This is a genomic window from Caballeronia udeis (genome assembly GCF_001544555.2).
In the GTDB taxonomy this organism is placed as follows: domain Bacteria; phylum Pseudomonadota; class Gammaproteobacteria; order Burkholderiales; family Burkholderiaceae; genus Caballeronia; species Caballeronia udeis.
Window position 1 is genome coordinate 23,854 of sequence record NZ_FCOK02000055.1, and the last position, 15,474, is coordinate 39,327.

General features: G+C 60.9%; 14 protein-coding genes and 1 tRNA gene. 7 read left to right on the forward strand and 8 right to left on the reverse strand.

Annotation, left to right across the window (positions count from 1 at the left end; translation table 11 throughout):
* Nucleotides 1-310: 310 nt before the first annotated feature.
* From AWB69_RS30545 to pepN, 6 genes are all read right to left on the reverse strand, one after another.
* On the reverse strand, nucleotides 311-568 hold the full coding sequence (locus AWB69_RS30545) for a hypothetical protein (RefSeq protein WP_062090551.1): 258 nt from the start codon (nucleotides 566-568) through the stop codon (nucleotides 311-313).
* A 197-nt stretch (nucleotides 569-765) separates the two neighbouring features.
* The gene (locus tag AWB69_RS30550; RefSeq protein WP_156529012.1) at nucleotides 766-1,071 is read right to left on the reverse strand and encodes a hypothetical protein; all 306 of its coding nucleotides are present in this window, start codon (nucleotides 1,069-1,071) and stop codon (nucleotides 766-768) included.
* A gap of 150 nt (nucleotides 1,072-1,221) precedes the next feature.
* Nucleotides 1,222-1,368, reverse strand: a complete 147-nt coding sequence (locus AWB69_RS48080; RefSeq protein ID WP_156529013.1) for a hypothetical protein — start codon at nucleotides 1,366-1,368, stop codon at nucleotides 1,222-1,224.
* Nucleotides 1,369-1,689: 321 nt separating this feature from the next.
* Nucleotides 1,690-1,765: transfer RNA gene (locus AWB69_RS30555), tRNA-Thr, on the reverse strand.
* A 53-nt stretch (nucleotides 1,766-1,818) separates the two neighbouring features.
* Nucleotides 1,819-2,844: a class 1 fructose-bisphosphatase gene (locus AWB69_RS30560; RefSeq protein ID WP_062090553.1), complete on the reverse strand. Its 1,026-nt coding sequence runs from the start codon at nucleotides 2,842-2,844 to the stop codon at nucleotides 1,819-1,821.
* Between the two features lie 197 nt (nucleotides 2,845-3,041).
* Nucleotides 3,042-5,750 carry an aminopeptidase N gene (gene pepN / locus AWB69_RS30565; RefSeq protein WP_062090554.1) on the reverse strand — a complete coding sequence of 903 codons (2,709 nt, stop codon included), beginning with the start codon at nucleotides 5,748-5,750 and terminating at the stop codon, nucleotides 3,042-3,044.
* 254 nt (nucleotides 5,751-6,004) lie between these two features.
* Between pepN and AWB69_RS30570 the strand changes: the two genes are divergently transcribed.
* From AWB69_RS30570 to aepY, 7 genes are all read left to right on the forward strand, one after another.
* Nucleotides 6,005-6,751 (forward strand): DUF4136 domain-containing protein, encoded by a 747-nt coding sequence (locus AWB69_RS30570; RefSeq protein ID WP_082913653.1) that lies wholly within the window; start codon nucleotides 6,005-6,007, stop codon nucleotides 6,749-6,751.
* A gap of 194 nt (nucleotides 6,752-6,945) precedes the next feature.
* Nucleotides 6,946-7,644 (forward strand): CDP-alcohol phosphatidyltransferase family protein, encoded by a 699-nt coding sequence (locus tag AWB69_RS30575; protein ID WP_062090555.1) that lies wholly within the window; start codon nucleotides 6,946-6,948, stop codon nucleotides 7,642-7,644.
* On the forward strand, nucleotides 7,641-8,459 hold the full coding sequence (locus AWB69_RS30580; RefSeq protein ID WP_062890664.1) for a HalD/BesD family halogenase: 819 nt from the start codon (nucleotides 7,641-7,643) through the stop codon (nucleotides 8,457-8,459). The genes AWB69_RS30575 and AWB69_RS30580 overlap by 4 nt, the downstream gene beginning before the upstream one ends.
* Nucleotides 8,456-9,463: a flippase-like domain-containing protein gene (locus tag AWB69_RS30585; RefSeq protein ID WP_062090556.1), complete on the forward strand. Its 1,008-nt coding sequence runs from the start codon at nucleotides 8,456-8,458 to the stop codon at nucleotides 9,461-9,463. Before AWB69_RS30580 ends, AWB69_RS30585 begins: the two co-directional genes overlap by 4 nt.
* Nucleotides 9,464-9,484: 21 nt before the next feature.
* Nucleotides 9,485-10,252 carry a phosphocholine cytidylyltransferase family protein gene (locus tag AWB69_RS30590; RefSeq protein WP_062090557.1) on the forward strand — a complete coding sequence of 256 codons (768 nt, stop codon included), beginning with the start codon at nucleotides 9,485-9,487 and terminating at the stop codon, nucleotides 10,250-10,252.
* Complete coding sequence (gene aepX / locus AWB69_RS30595) at nucleotides 10,249-11,949, forward strand: phosphoenolpyruvate mutase (RefSeq protein ID WP_062090558.1); 1,701 nt, start codon at nucleotides 10,249-10,251, stop codon at nucleotides 11,947-11,949. Before AWB69_RS30590 ends, aepX begins: the two co-directional genes overlap by 4 nt.
* On the forward strand, nucleotides 11,946-13,121 hold the full coding sequence (gene aepY, locus AWB69_RS30600; protein WP_062090559.1) for a phosphonopyruvate decarboxylase: 1,176 nt from the start codon (nucleotides 11,946-11,948) through the stop codon (nucleotides 13,119-13,121). Before aepX ends, aepY begins: the two co-directional genes overlap by 4 nt.
* Before the next feature lie 104 nt (nucleotides 13,122-13,225).
* Here aepY and AWB69_RS30605 read toward each other — a convergent pair whose 3' ends face one another.
* Nucleotides 13,226-13,666: a hypothetical protein gene (locus AWB69_RS30605; RefSeq protein ID WP_062090560.1), complete on the reverse strand. Its 441-nt coding sequence runs from the start codon at nucleotides 13,664-13,666 to the stop codon at nucleotides 13,226-13,228.
* Nucleotides 13,667-14,122: 456 nt separating this feature from the next.
* Nucleotides 14,123-15,454 (reverse strand): guanine deaminase, encoded by a 1,332-nt coding sequence (gene guaD, locus AWB69_RS30610; protein WP_062090561.1) that lies wholly within the window; start codon nucleotides 15,452-15,454, stop codon nucleotides 14,123-14,125.
* Nucleotides 15,455-15,474: the final 20 nt, after the last annotated feature.

Here is a 15,474-nt window from a genome sequence, read left to right on the forward strand (position 1 = left end):
TCACGGGGACTTTACCAGCGCGGCCCATTCATTTCGACGCTTTCCGCTGCCTGACAACTTTTATTACCTTTTAAGCTGAAGCGTGCACAAATTCGAAATTGTTAATGATTGTGGCCGTGTGCCCGAATACTGGCCGGCCACATTAACGCGCTGTATAGCGGAGGGTTTTGGGGACTTGAATGGATCTGTCGGATCAGCTAACGCGACAGACACGTCAGCTTCTCGCACCTTTCTCGGGATTCACCACGTGCCCGTGTGCCCGAGTCAGTCGCCACAGTATGCCGTGGCGACTTTGACACTCTTGTCGAATTCAGGAACCGAAATATACCGGTTGCATGCCGTCATTGGCATCCGGGCGAATCGACGAACGGATCTTGTTATCCACGCGATGGACCACTCGATCGAACGAACGAAGCGCACGATGTGCACCCGACGCCGATGTACCGTCGGCAACACCACCGTAGCTGGACGCAGTAGCGTCCTGCTGCGGCGCATTCGATTGAGCGAACGAAACGGCGGGTACGGCGAGCACTGCGGCAACCACTACTGCTTGAATAAGCGATTTCATGATGAACCTCCAGTCTTGGGTTTGGCTGCGAACCGTTGTTCGAAGCCGGTGATCCAAGTGTAGGTAAGAGATCCCTTAAAATTAAGATCTGGACGCGCAATTGGCTTTTGCGGTTTTTAGGTGTAAACCCTTAATTCCTGCTTCATTTAACAGGAGCGTGCGTTCTGGCCACGAGCATGAACGGCGAGATCGCGAGATTAGTGATTCGTAATCGTCCACGAAATCGAAAATGTTGAACCGTTTTCCGTGACAAATCCCGACGAGATGCAGTTATCGGCCATCGGATCACAAGAGATTTCGAGGGACTGCTTGTCGTCAAAGCTGACGACGACGGTTGCTCCGCGCGCGGTCTTCCGGTCGGCACCAGAGACGTCATAGGTGAACTTCCGTTCAGTCTGCGCACCGGCCATGTTGTCTCCGAGGATCAACAGTTTCCCGACCTTGCCGGTCCCGGGATCAAATTGAAGTTCAGCGGCCTCGCCCAGCTGCGTCTCGCTGGTCATTGTGACTGGCACAGTGAAATCGCCGGCCAACGCAGTTCGCGCGACGGCGCACAACACGATCAAACAAGCGGATTTGAACATGTCAAACGGGGCAGATCGGACAGCGAAAATGCTAGCACGAGCAATTTCTGTCTGCCATGCAGCTGCTGATCACAAGCTGGTGAGGCCGAGTCGAACAGCGACGACCCATAGGAATGCGGCAACTATGACGGCCGCTGCAGTCGCCAAACCGATCTGGCGCTTGCATCGCGTCGTCTGCTCCGGCGTGAGCTCGTGTGTGTCGCTGGACTTAGCCATTTTCGTGGCTCCCGGCGTTGATTTACATGAGGATTCCAGCATGACATTCTTTTAACCCAGCCTGAACCCGCGACTGCGATTCGGTTGCGGACGAGCAACGGTTTTCTTCAGGAGCTACAAAGGGTAGGTCCCTGGTGAAGCTGATCAGTATAGACAGCATGGACAAGCCGCATGGCCGCCGCAGTGAGGGATGCCTGCGCGTGGAGCGCCGGGGTATTGTGTCAATCCGGTTGCTTGGCGGTTACTTGAGCATCGAAAAACTTCAGAATCGAAAAACAAAAAGCCCAGTCCGGGGACTGGGCTAAATTGCTTGATTCTATTTGGTGCCGGAAAGAGGAATCGAACCCCCGACCTTCGCATTACGAATGCGCTGCTCTACCGTCTGAGCTATTCCGGCATCAGAGAAACGAGATTATAAGTACCTTCCGGCGATTTTGGCAAGACCTTGGATCAATTCTTTTCTGCGTGATAAAGCGTCACGCGCTCCACTTCGTTTTTCGATCCGAGGAACACCGGCACGCGCTGATGCAGGTTGGTCGGAACGATGTCGAGGATGCGCTGCTCGCCATCCGTCGCAGCGCCGCCCGCCTGCTCAACAATGAACGCCATCGGGTTCGCTTCATACAGCAGGCGCAGTTTGCCAGGACGATCCGGCGTGCGTTTGTCGGCGGGGTACATGAACACGCCGCCGCGGTTCAGGATACGGTGCACATCCGCCACCATCGACGCAATCCAGCGCATGTTGAAGTCTTCCTTGCGCGGACCGTCCTTGCCTTCGTTGAGCTCGTTCACATACTTTTGCACCGGCTCATACCAATGGCGGCTGTTCGATGCGTTGATTGCGTATTCGCGGGTGTCGGCGGGGATCTGCATGTTGCTATGCGTGAGCACCCACGAACCGAGTTCGCGGTCGAGCGTGAAACAGTTCACGCCGTAGCCGGTGGTCAGCACGAACACAGTTTGCGGACCATAGACCGCATAACCGGCCGCAACCTGCGCCGAGCCCGGCTGCATGAACGCCTGCTCGCTCGGCTCCATGCCATCCGGGCATCGGAGCACTGAAAAGATCGTGCCGATAGACACATTCACGTCGATGTTCGACGAGCCGTCGAGCGGATCGAACGTGAGCAAATAATTGCCCTTCGGATAGCGGTTCGGAATCGGGAAGATCTTTTCCATTTCCTCCGACGCCATCGCGGCCAGGTTGCCGCCCCATTCGTTGGCTTCAAGCAGGATTTCGTTCGACAGGATGTCCAGTTTCTTCTGCACTTCGCCTTGAACGTTCTCGCTGCCGGCGGTGCCCAGCGCTTCACCCAACGCGCCCTTGCTCACTTGATAGCCGATCTGTTTGCATGCGCGTGCGATCACTTCGATCAACAGCCGCAGGTCGGCGGGAAGGTTTTGATGTTCCCGCTGCTGCTCGATCAGATACTTGGTCAGCGTGGTGCGGCGGGAAATGGATGAGGGGGTCGACATTGCGTTGGCTCCAGGAGCGTTAGACGAATGCCTCAGATTCTACCCGCTCGGAATGTGTCTCCCGATGTCACAGGAATGTGGCGCACGTTCAACGGATTTCTGCGAAGCGGGTACCTGCTGGTTTTCGAGGCGTCTTCGCATAAAAAAACCGGCGCCGCAGCGCCGGTTTCCGTCAACCGGGACCAACGATTGAACCCTCAGCCCAGCGCTTTTTCCACGATCTCGCGCACATCGCGCGATTTAACTTTCGACGCCACCTGTTCCAGCGCCGCGTGCGCCTTCTCGCTCAAGGCCGGCGTGTACCGGCGCCATTGCTCGAGCGTGCGCGCGAGGCGTGCAGCCACCTGGGGATTCATTGCGTCGAGCGCAACAACCTGTTCGGCCCAGAACGCGTACCCGGAACCGTCGGCGGCGTGGAATTGCGCCGGGTTCGCGCCGCAGAAGCTGAAGATCAGCGAGCGGGCGCGATTCGGATTTTTCAACGTGAACGCCGGGTGTTCCATCAGCCTGCGCACGATGTCGAGCACATTGCGCTTCGGTCCGCCGCGTTGCGTGGCCTGCAGCGCGAACCATTTGTCGATGACAAGCGGTTCTTTCTCGAAGCGTTGGTAGAAGTCGCTGAGCGCCGCGTTGGCGAGGGTGGTATCGACCGAACCTGACGCGCCCGCCGTCAGCAGCGCGGACAACGCAGCCGACCGGTCGGTCATGTTGTTCGCGGCTTCGTACTGGGCGCTCGCCAGTTCGATGGCGCGGGTGGGGTCGTCGAGTTGGCTCAGGTAGGCGAGGGCGAGATTCTTCAGGCCGCGCTTGCCGGCGTCGTCCGGCGTCGCGCGATATTCGCCCGGTGTGCGATTCGCTTCGTACACGGCGAGCCACCGGTCGCGCAGGCCCGTGGCGAGGCGGCGGCTGACGAACACGCGAGCCGCGTGGACGGCGGCGGGGTCCGACACCGCCATCTGTTCTGCGAGATATCCCTCGGACGGCAACATCAGCGCCAGTTCCTGGAATGCCGGGGTAAGCGTGCTGTCGTCTAGTACCTGGGCAAACGCGGACACCACCTGGTCGTCGAGCGTCAGCTCCTCACCCTTCGATGCCCGATCCGCCAGCGCGAGCAGTTCGCGCGTGGCAAGGCGCTGCCCGGCTTCCCACCGGTTGAACGGATCGCTGTCGTGAGCAAGCAGGAAGGCCAGTTCTTCGTTGGTGTAGTCGTAGTCCACCACGACCGGCGCCGAGAAATTGCGCAACAACGAAGGCAACGGCTCTTCAGCGACGTCGGTGAACGTAAAGGTTTGTTCCTGTTCCGTGAATTCCAGAACGCGCGTGGTGCCTTGTGCCTCTTTCTCGCCTTCAAGTTTCAGCGGCGAGTCGGCGCCGCTCTTGCCGATCAGGCCGACCGAGAAGGGAATCAGCAGCGGCCCCTTCTGGGTCGCGCGCGCCGCCTCCGATGCCTCGCCATAGCCTTGCGTGAGCGTCAGCGCATAACGCTTCGTGGCGGCGTCGTAGCGCGTGCTTACCGTGATCCGGGGCGTGCCGGCCTGGCTGTACCAGCGCTCGAATTGCGCCAGGTCGCGGCCGTTCGCGTCAGCCATTGCGTGGCGGAAGTCGTCGCAAGTGACGGCCTGGCCATCGTGGCGCTGGAAATACAGGTCCATGCCGCGCCGGAAGCCGTCGCGGCCGAGCAGCGTCTGATACATGCGCACGACTTCCGAGCCTTTTTCATAGACGGTCATCGTGTAGAAATTGTTGATCTCCACGTAGCTTTCCGGACGCACCGGGTGCGCCATCGGACCTGCGTCCTCGGCGAACTGCATCTGGCGCAGCACCCGGACGTCGTCAATGCGTTTGGTTGCGCGCGCCGCGTCGCTGGCCGCGCCGGGTTCCAGCCCGGCGGCCATGTCGGCGGAAAATTCCTGGTCGCGGAACACGGTCAGGCCTTCCTTCAGACTCAACTGGAACCAGTCGCGGCAGGTCACGCGGTTGCCCGTCCAGTTGTGGAAGTACTCATGGCCGACCACGGCTTCAATGTTGCTGAAATCCACGTCCGTAGCTGTTTCAGGATTCGCGAGCACGTACTTCGTGTTGAAGATGTTCAAGCCCTTGTTTTCCATCGCACCCATGTTGAAGTCGCTCACGGCGACAATCATGAAGCGGTCCAGGTCGAGCTCAAGCCCAAAGCGGCGTTCGTCCCATTCGATGGAATGAACCAGCGAATCCATGGCGTGCTGGGTCTTGTCGAGATCGTGGGGTTCCACCCAGACCTGCAGCAGCTTTTCCTTGCCCGAGCCGGTCTTCATGCGCTGCTCGAGCTTGACCAGCTTGCCGGCCACCAGCGCGAACAGGTAGCTTGGTTTCTTGAACGGGTCTTCCCAGCGTGCGAAGTGCCGGCCGTCTTCCAGATCACCTTCTTCGATCAGGTTGCCGTTCGACAACAGCACCGGGTACTCTGCCCTGTCCGCCCGCAGCGTGACCGTGTACGTGGCCATGACATCGGGGCGGTCAAGGAAATACGTGATGCGCCGGAAGCCTTCGGCCTCGCATTGCGTAAAGAAATTGCCTCCGGATACATACAGGCCCGACAAGCTGGTGTTCTCACCCGGATTGCACGCGCTTTCCAGAGTCAGTTCAAACGCGTCGGGAATATTGCTCACCGACAAACCGTTCTCAGTTACGCGGACATCCGCATGCGGGCGCCCGTCCAGCGTTGCGCCGATGAACTCCATATGCTCGCCCATCAATTCCATGGTGGCCGCAGGCGCGGCGTCCGGATTGCGGCGCAGCCGCATGGTGTTGCGAACCACCGTGCGTTCGGGGACGAGGTCGAATTCGAGCGCGACGGTGTCAATCAGGAATGCGGGCGGCGTGTAGTCGGCGCGGCGGATTACGGCAGGTGCAGTCGAGTTGGACATGGCGGTTCTGATTGAGTTGAGCGGGTGCCTTTGCTTTCCAGGCGGCCTGGTGTCGGATCATTGTACAAAGGCTCGCGGGATCGTGTGCTCGATTCGGGGTCGGCCGAATGGCCTGTTTCCCGAACTTCAATGGACTGCGACGGTCTCTAAACAAGTGGAATCAGGCAGTTTTCGTGCAGTGCATGCAACACTTCATGGTTGCTGTTTCACAAACAACATCGCAAAGAAAATCAACAAGACAAATGAGGTCGGCCATGACGTTGGGACGGTTGCGCGGGGAGTGGAAGGGTGCGGTGCGCGTGACGCTGATAGCGGGTTTCGCGTTGCTCGGAGGGTGTACCACCTACGTTCAGACGCAGGTCGCGGCGTTCTCTGACTGGTCCGGGACCGACGCCACGCGGACCTACGCGTTCGTGCGCTCGGCGCAGCAGCAAAACAGCATTGAACAGAAGACGTACGAAGTGCTCGCCGCGAACGAGCTTGCCACCCATTCGTTCAAGCAGGTTCCCGACGCCAGCGCGAACTATCGCGTGGAATTGTCCTATTCGATCCGCGGCGACATGGTCACGGTGCGGCAGCCCGTCTACTACGATCCGTGGCCCATGTACGGCGGCTGGTACGGCCGGCCTTACGGCTGGGGCGGATATGAAGGGTGGGGGCCGTGGGGAGGGTGGGACATGGGGCCGACGGGGTATGTCGACCAAAGCTATCTGATCTTCGTCCACTCGCTGCGGATCCGCATGACCGAACGTGAGAGCGGGCGCGAAGTGTACAAAGTGACGGCGAGCAATTCAGGCGGCGAATCGTCGCTGGTCCGGGCCATGCCTTATCTGATCCGCAGCGCGCTCGCGGACTTTCCGCTGGGCAACGGCACGGTGCGCACAGTGAAGATTCCGCTCGACAAGACGGGCGGTGCCGGGAATGAAGCCCCGGTTGCAGTAGGGACGAACGAGAAGGCCGCCGCCCCGGCGCCTGTTCCGGCACCGGTACCTGTGCAGTAGCCGGCGAGCTGACTCGGCCTCCGCACCAAGTCAAGAAATATTTACCGTTACGAAGGCCGGCAGACTGATCCGGTCGCTGCCTCCGTTTCGGTTTGCGAAAACACTCGGATTCCGGACAAAAAACAGCATTCTTACAGGCGTGTGGCACAGTGCCCTGATATGCAATTAAATTCGAAACGAGATATATTTCGAAGATGAACAAACCCCGCAACGCCCAATCCCATACGCTTCCCGAGCCCGCAACCTGGGATGCGCGGCTCGCCCGGCGGCTCGTTACACCGCTCGTCAGCACCCCGATTACACCGAATCACCTGACCACGCTGCGCTTGCTGATTGGCATTGCCGGCGCTTATTACCTGTCGGGCGGCAGCTTCTGGTTGTGCAGTTTGGGTGCTTTGCTGATCGCGCTCTCCAATTTCGTCGACCACACCGACGGCGAGCTCGCGCGAATCAGCGGGCAATCGAGCAAAATCGGTCATTTTTACGACCTCGCGTGCGATTCGGTGGTGACTGTGCTGCTGTTCGTCGGTCTCGGGTTCTATGTGAGCGTGCATCATCCGTCCATGATCGTGCCGGCTGAGTGGCTTGGCGGGATTGCGGGCGTCGCCGTCGCGCTGATCTTCTTCCTGCGGATGCGGATTGAGTCAATGGCGGGCAAGAGCGGCACGAAGCAGGCCGCCATGGCGGGTTTCGAGACCGAAGACGTCTTGTATCTGCTGCCGGTGGTGACGCTGCTCAACGGCATGACACCGTTCCTGGTGGCCGCCTCCATTGGCGCTCCGCTGTTTGCCGTGTGGGTTGTCGTGGACTATCAGCGCGCGCTCCGGTGTTTCGCCCAGGCCACGGCGCGTGCCAAAGACGCCGACGGTCAAGATTTGCAGGCTGTTCAATGAATTCATCGGTCGATTCCTTATCCCCCCGTGCGGTTGGCGGCAAGTCCGCTGAGCGCAAGAGCCTTCACGCTCCCGACGAAACCCTCGCCGCGCATCTCCAGCACCTGTCTCCTGAGCGCCAGACCGCGAAGCTGCACGAAACGTTCGAAACCCAAGGTGCCTTCCTGTACCTGGACGACTTTCTGCCGCGCGAATTCACCGAGAAGCTGGTCGCGGCCGTCCACGCCGTCACGCCCGCCATCAACCGCAATTACCTGCCGGGACACAAGCAGGGCGGCAGCGTGAGCAGGCACGCGATCGACGAACTCGCGCCGTTCATTGCCGAGTTGTACCGGTCGCCGGCGCTGCTCAGCTGGCTGGAGAAAATCAGCGGCGACACGCTGCAGGAGTCGCCCGCCGACGATCCGCACGCGTACGCGCTGTATTTCTATACAAAGGCGGGTGACCATATTGGCTGGCACTACGATACGTCGTACTACGAAGGGCGCCGCTACACGCTGCTGCTGGGCGTAATGGACGACTCGTCGTGCCGTCTCGAGTACGAGCTGCATACCCGTACGCCGGAGATTCCCGACCAGCCGGGTTCGGTGCAAATCCCCCCGGGCGGCCTCGTTTTCTTCGATGGCGACAAGCTGCGTCATCGCATCACGCCGGCTCGCGCGAATGAATTCCGCGTGTCGCTGACATTCGAGTACGTCACGAATCCGAACATGCGGCCGTGGCAGCGTTTCATCTCGAACATGAAGGACTCGATCGCGTACTTCGGCTTCGGGCAGGTTTTCCGCCGCAAAGGCGGGAAGAACGGCGCCGCATGAGCCGCGCCGGAACGGTCCTCCTGTCGCTCGGCGTGGTGTTGTTCATCGCGCTGCTGAGCTGGCAGGGCTTCGGTTCCGTCGCGACCGCGCTCGCGGCTGCAGGCTGGGGCCTGCTCGCGGTGGCGGCGTTCCACCTGCTGCCCGTCGTGATCGACGCGCTGGCTATCGAAACGCTCTTTCCCCGCCATGAACGCGATGTGAGCTTCCGCGACGCGCTGCTCGCGCGCTGGACCGGTGAGTCGGTGAACAGCCTGATGCCGGCGGGGCAGATCGGCGGGCCCATGCTGATGGTGCGCTATCTGTCACAGCGCGGCATGCGGGCGCGCGACGCTGCTGCGGTCATCACCGTCAGCACGACGATGCAATCTGTCGGGCAAATGATCTTCGCCATGATCGGCCTCGCGTTGCTTAGCAGCTACGCGTCGGGTGTGGGCATGCTGCTGCCGGTGCTGATCGTGATCGTGGTGTGCTCCCTGATGGTGGTCGGGTTTTTTTTCGCGCAGCGCAAGGGTTTGTTCGCCCGCGCGACGCGTTTCGCTTCGCAATTTGCCGCCCGGTTTTCAAAGAAGCGCGACTGGTCGTCGCTGGTGTCGCGCGCCGAAGCGGTGGATACCGCCGTGGTCGATCTCTACAAAAAGCCAGGACCGGTCGCGGTCAGTTTCGCATTGAGTTTGCTGGGCTGGATCGTGGGTACCGGCGAGGTGTGGCTTGCGCTGCATTTGCTGGGCTCGCCGGTTGGCTGGGGCGAAGCGCTGATGCTGGAAAGTCTCGGCCAGGCTATTCGGGGCGCGGCATTCGCCATTCCCGGTTCGCTCGGCGTCCAGGAGGGCGGCTATTTGCTGCTCGCGCGCCTGATCGGCTTGCCGCCGGAGGCCGCGCTCGCGCTTTCGTTAGCCAAGCGCGCGCGGGAGTTGCTGCTCGGCCTGCCGGGTATCGTTTATCTGCATTTCGCTGAAAAGGGCTGGCAGCGCCGTCGTCTCGCGCGCGTGCCGGAAATCGAATAAAGCATCACCGACAGGATCAACATGCGCGCAATTATTCTTGCCGCCGGGATGGGTTTGCGTCTCGTTCAGCCGGAAGGGCAGCAACAGCCGAAGTGCCTGCTGCGTTTCGGCGAGTCGTCGCTGCTCGAACGCCATCTCCAACTGCTGAAGACGGCCGGCGTTGATGAAATCGTCTTTGTGCTCGGCTTCAAGCATGAACAGGTGGAAGCGGAACTCGCCGCGATCGACTGGAAACCGCATACGGAAGTGGTCGTGAACCGCGAGTTTTCGCTCGGCAGCGTGCTGTCCGTGCATACGGCGGCCGAAGCGCTGACCCGCGGCGGCGACGTGCTGCTGATGGACGCCGACGTGCTCTACGACGAACGCATTCTCGACCCGCTGGTGGCGGGCGCGGGACCGGTGAACCGGTTGTTGATCGACCGTGACTTCGAAGCCGGCGATGAACCGGTGAAGCTTTGTGTCGCGAACGGCGTGCCGGTGGAGTTGCGCAAGCAAGTGCTGGCGGACCTGCAATTCGATGTGATCGGCGAATCAGTCGGCTTTTTCCGCTTCGACGAAACCGCGGCGCGGCGTCTGGCCGAACTCGTCGCGGGTTATGTCGCGACGGGCCGTGCCAACTTGCCGCACGAGGAGGCCGTGCGTGATTTGCTGCTGGAACGCAGCCAGGTATTCGAGGTGGCCGACGTAACCGGCGCGCCGTGGATAGAAATCGATTTTCAGAACGACGTTAAACGCGCGGCCGACGAAGTCTTGCCGCAACTGCGTCAGCTTGCAGGAGCTCTACGATGAACGCACCGTATCAACTACCCGCTGCCTATGCCCGCAGCCTTCGCCTGCGCGAGATGCTGCAGAGCAATCAGCTCGAATTCCTGATGGAAGCGCATAACGGCTTGTCCGCGCGCATTGTGAAGGAAGCCGGTTTCAAGGCAATTTGGGGATCGGGTCTCACGATCTCCGCGCAGTTCGGCGTACGTGATAACAACGAAGCGAGCTGGACCCAGGTGGTCGACACGCTCGAGTTCATGGCGGACGCGAGCGACCTGCCTATCCTGCTGGATGGCGACACCGGCTACGGCAACTTCAACAACGTGCGCCGGCTGGTGAAAAAGCTGGAGCAACGCGGCATTGCCGGCGTCTGCATTGAAGACAAGCAGTTTCCGAAGACCAATAGTTTTCTCAACGGCGAGCGTCAGCCGCTCGCCGAGATGGACGAATTCTGCGGCAAGATCAAGGCGGGCAAGGACTCGCAGAGCGATCCGAATTTCTCCATCGTGGCGCGCGTGGAAGCGTTGATCGCGGGCTGGGGCATGGAAGAAGCGTTGAAGCGCGCGGAGGCTTATCGCCAGGCCGGTGCGGACGCCATCCTGATTCACAGCAAGCTCTCGAAGCCGGACGAAATCCTCACGTTCGCGCGCGAATGGGCCGGCCGCGGCCCGCTCGTGATCGTGCCGACCAAGTACTACAGCACGCCAACCGATGTGTTCCGCAAGGCGGGCATCAGCACGGTGATCTGGGCGAACCATTTACTGCGCGGCGCGGCGTCGACCATGCAGGCGATCGCGAAGGAAATCCACAGCAGCGAGACGCTCGTGAACGTGGAAGATCGCGTGGCGACGGTGAACGAAATCTTCCGTCTCCAGGACGCCGAGGAATATTCGGCCGCTGAGAGCGTGTATCTGTCGTCGGCGAGCGCATCGCGCAATGCCGTCGTGCTCGCGGCCAGCCGGGGTGCCGGGCTGGAAGCCGTTACCGCCGATAAACCCAAGGTCATGCTGCCGATCGCGGGCAAGCCGCTCTTGCGCCGTCTGGTCGAAGCGTTCAAGAAAGAAGGTATCAACGACATTACGGTGGTGGGCGGTTATCGGGCTGACGCCATCGATACATCGGGGATCCGGCTGGTGGTGAACGAGAAGCACGAGCAAACGGGCGAACTGGCGTCGCTGGCATGCGCGGCGAAGTCGTTTACCGCCGACACCGTGATCTCCTATGGCGACCTCTTGTTCCGCAGCTACATTCTTCGCGATCTGGTGGAGTCGGACAGCGACTTCTGCGTGGTCGTGGATTCGTCGCAGACGCCGGCAGCCGGCGGGGCGTCGACGGACTTCGCGTACTGCTCGACCGCTGACGATCGCGCGTTGTTCGGACAGAAGGTCTGGCTGGAAAGCGTAACCAGTTCGGCCGGTCCGGCAAATTCGAAGACACCGCAGGGCCGCTGGATGGGCCTGCTCAACGTACGCGGCGAGGGCCGTGAACGGCTTGTCGCCATGCTCGAAAAACTGCAGGAACGCGATGACTTCGACAAGCTCGACATGGCCGCGCTGCTCAACGCGCTGGTGGCCGCGGACGAGAAGATCGAAGTGCAGTACGTGCACGGTCACTGGCGTGGCGTGAACGACCTCGACGAGTTGCGTCAGGCCGGCGATTTCGCCCACGGACAAGCGCCGTACGGATCGAACGGCTCGGGCTCCTTGGAGGCTGGCGCGTGATTGAAGCTGCACAATTTGTCGAAGCCGCGCGCGAGCGGGGTTTCGACTGGTACGCGGGCGTGCCGTGCTCGTACCTGACGCCGTTCATCAACTACGTGCTGCAGGACGAGTCGCTGAATTACGTGTCGGCGGCGAATGAGGGCGACGCCGTTGCGTTGATCGCGGGCGTGGCGCTTGGCGCATCGGGTGCGTTCAAGGCGCGTCGCGGTATTGCGATGATGCAGAACTCCGGGCTCGGCAACGCGGTGAGCCCGCTGACCTCGCTCACGTGGACGTTCAGGCTGCCGCAATTGCTGATCGTCACGTGGCGCGGTCAGCCGGGCGTCGCCGATGAACCTCAGCACGCGCTGATGGGACCGGTCACGCCGGCCATGCTCGACACCATGGAGATTGCCTGGGAGCTGTTCCCGACCGAAGCCGATGCAATCGGCCCCGCGCTCGATCGCGCAACCGCGCATATGGACAGCACCGGGCGCCCGTATGCGCTGGTGATGCAGAAGGGCAGTGTCGCGCCGTACAAGTTGAACAAGAAGGGCTTGAGCGGTGTGCGTCAACGCGCATTGAACGAGCGCGCCGAGGTTCAGCCGTTCGCAGGCACGGGCGAACGGGTGTCCCGTCACGACGCGCTGCGGCGCGTGATTGCGCACACACCGAAAGAGTCGACGGTCGTGCTGGCATCGACGGGATTTTGCGGTCGGGAGCTTTACGCTATCGATGACCGCGAGAACCAGCTGTACCTGGTTGGATCAATGGGATGCGTGACGCCCATGGCGCTCGGCCTGGCGTTGTCGCGCCCTGACCTGAACGTGGTGGCGCTCGACGGCGACGGCGCCGCGCTGATGCGCATGGGCGTGTTCGCCACGCTCGGCGCTTATGGCCCGGCCAACCTCACGCACTTGCTGCTGGATAACGGCGCGCACGAGTCGACTGGCGGTCAGGCGACGGTGTCGCAAGGTGTCGAGTTCGCGCGGATCGCTTCGGCGTGCGGGTACGCGCTGGCGCTGGATGGCGATGACCTTACGATCATCGACCAGCTGTTCGACGCGAAGGACATCGACGGGGTACGTTTCGCGCGGCTGTCGATCAATACCGGCACGCCGGACGATCTGCCGCGCCCGTCGATCACGCCGGAAGACGTGCGTCGCCGGTTGCAAACCCATATCGGACGCTAGACGCGCGCTGATCCTGCTTCAAGCGTTTGCTGAATCACCCAAAGGCCGCGCCAACCGATATTGGCGCGGCCTTTGACCTTGCGACGCAAACTAACTGACGCAGATCAGTCGTTGTTGCAGAAAATCGCGGTGATAAAGGGCGCGACGTGGCGAATAACAGCGTCGCTGCCGGCCGCGCGGACTTTTTCCTTGACCGAGTCTTCCCCGCCTATCACGACGGCGCCATAAGCCGAATCTGCGATCGGTTCGCCGCTGCCCTGCTTGAAAATCGCGTCATTCTTCTGATACCCAACTACCGCGAACACGCCGAAATCGAACGCGGTGAGATGACTGCCGTTGGTTGGTTTAAAAGCGTTGATCGAATTCGATTCCACGCGCATGGGCGTGGTTTCTATCGTGTGGTTTTCCTGAAGCGGCGCGATGAACGCATGCGCGGTCGATTTGCAATCGAGCTGGGAGTCCAGTGCATAGGCCGAAGCCTGCGTGGACAATGCTCCAATAAATATGAATAAGCCGATGCGGACGGCTTGTACGAGTGACTTCATGTTTCTTTGTTTCTTTGTTTGTTTATTTATTTCAATCCATGCGTCCGTGGAGGACGCGACGTGAGCACGCACACGGCGTCGCCAAAAGCCTAAACTTTAGCCGGAAGCTGGAAAGTGTGCTTAAACAAGAGCTTAGAGCCCGTCTGGCGGGGCGCTGCGGGAAGTGCGTTCCGCTCCGTTCACAGTGAAATTAGCGGGTGAATAATCTTCAGCGGAATTGAGATCAACTGTGGGAGCGAGTGTGAGAGGCAGTTGAACCCGCCCCGTCAACAAGGATAATCGAGCGAAATCAAGGCACGCAAGCGGGCGTCAGCGGTGAAGGCAACGAGCACGCCGAATTTACCCGGCGCGCTCGAATTGTTCGTATGGAACGCCCGTAGCGCCACGGTCCGCTCAGGCTGGAGCCAACGTGCTCCGACCAACCCGGATAGCGAAGGACAAGCGAACCGCAATCCCTCAAGCCGCGGCCAACTCGGGCACCGTCCCGCGCCGCGTCTCTCTCCGATGCACACATTTTCCCGCCGCATACGTCTCGAACACCGCGCGGTCGTCGCCGAGCATCGCGAACGCGAACAGCAGTTCTTCCAGCGATTCCGCCCGCGTCGTCCGGCGCGCAAGCAGGGGTGTGCCGGCGGGGTCCAGCACGACGAAATCAGCCTCGCTGCCGGGCTTCAACGTTCCGACGCGGTCCGACATGTCGAGCACTTGAGCCGCGCCCGTAGTCGCGAGCCAGAACATCCGCGCCGCGGTCAGATGATGGCCCGTCAGACGCGCGATCTTGTGTGCTTCGCCCATGGTTTGCAGCATCGAAAACGTCGTGCCGCCGCCTACGTCGGTTGCAAGCGCCACCGGCATCTTCGCGGCGCCGGCCTTTTCTATGTCGAACAAACCGCTGCCGAGGAACAGGTTCGACGTCGGGCAATGCGACGCCACCGCGCCGGTTTCAGCCATGCGCTGACGGTCAGCATCGTCGAGATAGATGCAATGGCCGTACACCGCGCGCTCACGCAGCAAGTCGTAGTGATCGTAGATATCCAGATAGCTGCGATGCCCCGGAAACAGGCTTTCGACCCATTTGATTTCATCGGTGTTTTCTGCAACGTGGCTCTGGATATACACATCCTGATGCTGGCGTGCGAGCACGGCGCACGCTTCGAGTTGTGCTTCGGTTGAGGTTGGCGCAAAGCGCGGCGTCAGCGCGTACTCCTGCCGTCCACGGCCATGCCAGCGTGCGATAAGTTCGGCGCTGTCGTCATAGCCCGATTGGGCTGTGTCACGCAGATACTCCGGGCAATTGCGATCCATCAGCACCTTGCCCGCGATCATGCGCAGGTTGCGCGACTCGCTTTCGCTGAAGAAGGCATCGGCGGATTGCTTGTGGACCGTGCAGTACACAAGCGCTGTGGTTGTGCCGCAAGCCAGCAGTTCATCGATGAAAAAGCCCGCCGTCTCACGTGCGTACGCCGGGTCTTCGAACTTGCGCTCGGTCGGAAACGTGTACGTGTTCAGCCATGGCAACAGACCCGGCGCAGGAGAGGCGATCATGTCGGTCTGCGGATAGTGAATGTGCGAGTCGATGAAACCCGGCACGATCAGTTTGTCCCGCAGGTCCTTCAGGATTGCATCGGGCGCAATGGCGGCACGCAACGCCGCATACGCGCCGGCCGCCACCACGCGGTCATCTTCCACCAGCAACAGGCCGTCGGTTTCGTACACCGCGTTGTCGTCGGAAAAAGCGGGGTCGTCGCGGAAAGTGAGTAGCTGTGCGCGGTAAGCGGTCTGAGTCATGGGTGAAACGTCTCCAGTAA

What these genes read in the sequence shown, in the direction of transcription:
- AWB69_RS30545 (WP_062090551.1), bottom strand. Translation starts at nt 568, where the DNA reads ATGAAATCGCTTATTCAAGCAGTAGTGGTTGCCGCAGTGCTCGCCGTA.
- AWB69_RS30550 (WP_156529012.1), bottom strand. Translation starts at nt 1,071, where the DNA reads ATGACCAGCGAGACGCAGCTGGGCGAGGCCGCTGAACTTCAATTTGAT.
- AWB69_RS48080 (WP_156529013.1), bottom strand. Translation starts at nt 1,368, where the DNA reads ATGGCTAAGTCCAGCGACACACACGAGCTCACGCCGGAGCAGACGACG.
- AWB69_RS30560 (WP_062090553.1), bottom strand. Translation starts at nt 2,844, where the DNA reads ATGTCGACCCCCTCATCCATTTCCCGCCGCACCACGCTGACCAAGTAT.
- pepN (WP_062090554.1), bottom strand. Translation starts at nt 5,750, where the DNA reads ATGTCCAACTCGACTGCACCTGCCGTAATCCGCCGCGCCGACTACACG.
- AWB69_RS30570 (WP_082913653.1), top strand. Translation starts at nt 6,005, where the DNA reads ATGACGTTGGGACGGTTGCGCGGGGAGTGGAAGGGTGCGGTGCGCGTG.
- AWB69_RS30575 (WP_062090555.1), top strand. Translation starts at nt 6,946, where the DNA reads ATGAACAAACCCCGCAACGCCCAATCCCATACGCTTCCCGAGCCCGCA.
- AWB69_RS30580 (WP_062890664.1), top strand. Translation starts at nt 7,641, where the DNA reads ATGAATTCATCGGTCGATTCCTTATCCCCCCGTGCGGTTGGCGGCAAG.
- AWB69_RS30585 (WP_062090556.1), top strand. Translation starts at nt 8,456, where the DNA reads ATGAGCCGCGCCGGAACGGTCCTCCTGTCGCTCGGCGTGGTGTTGTTC.
- AWB69_RS30590 (WP_062090557.1), top strand. Translation starts at nt 9,485, where the DNA reads ATGCGCGCAATTATTCTTGCCGCCGGGATGGGTTTGCGTCTCGTTCAG.
- aepX (WP_062090558.1), top strand. Translation starts at nt 10,249, where the DNA reads ATGAACGCACCGTATCAACTACCCGCTGCCTATGCCCGCAGCCTTCGC.
- AWB69_RS30605 (WP_062090560.1), bottom strand. Translation starts at nt 13,666, where the DNA reads ATGAAGTCACTCGTACAAGCCGTCCGCATCGGCTTATTCATATTTATT.
- guaD (WP_062090561.1), bottom strand. Translation starts at nt 15,454, where the DNA reads ATGACTCAGACCGCTTACCGCGCACAGCTACTCACTTTCCGCGACGAC.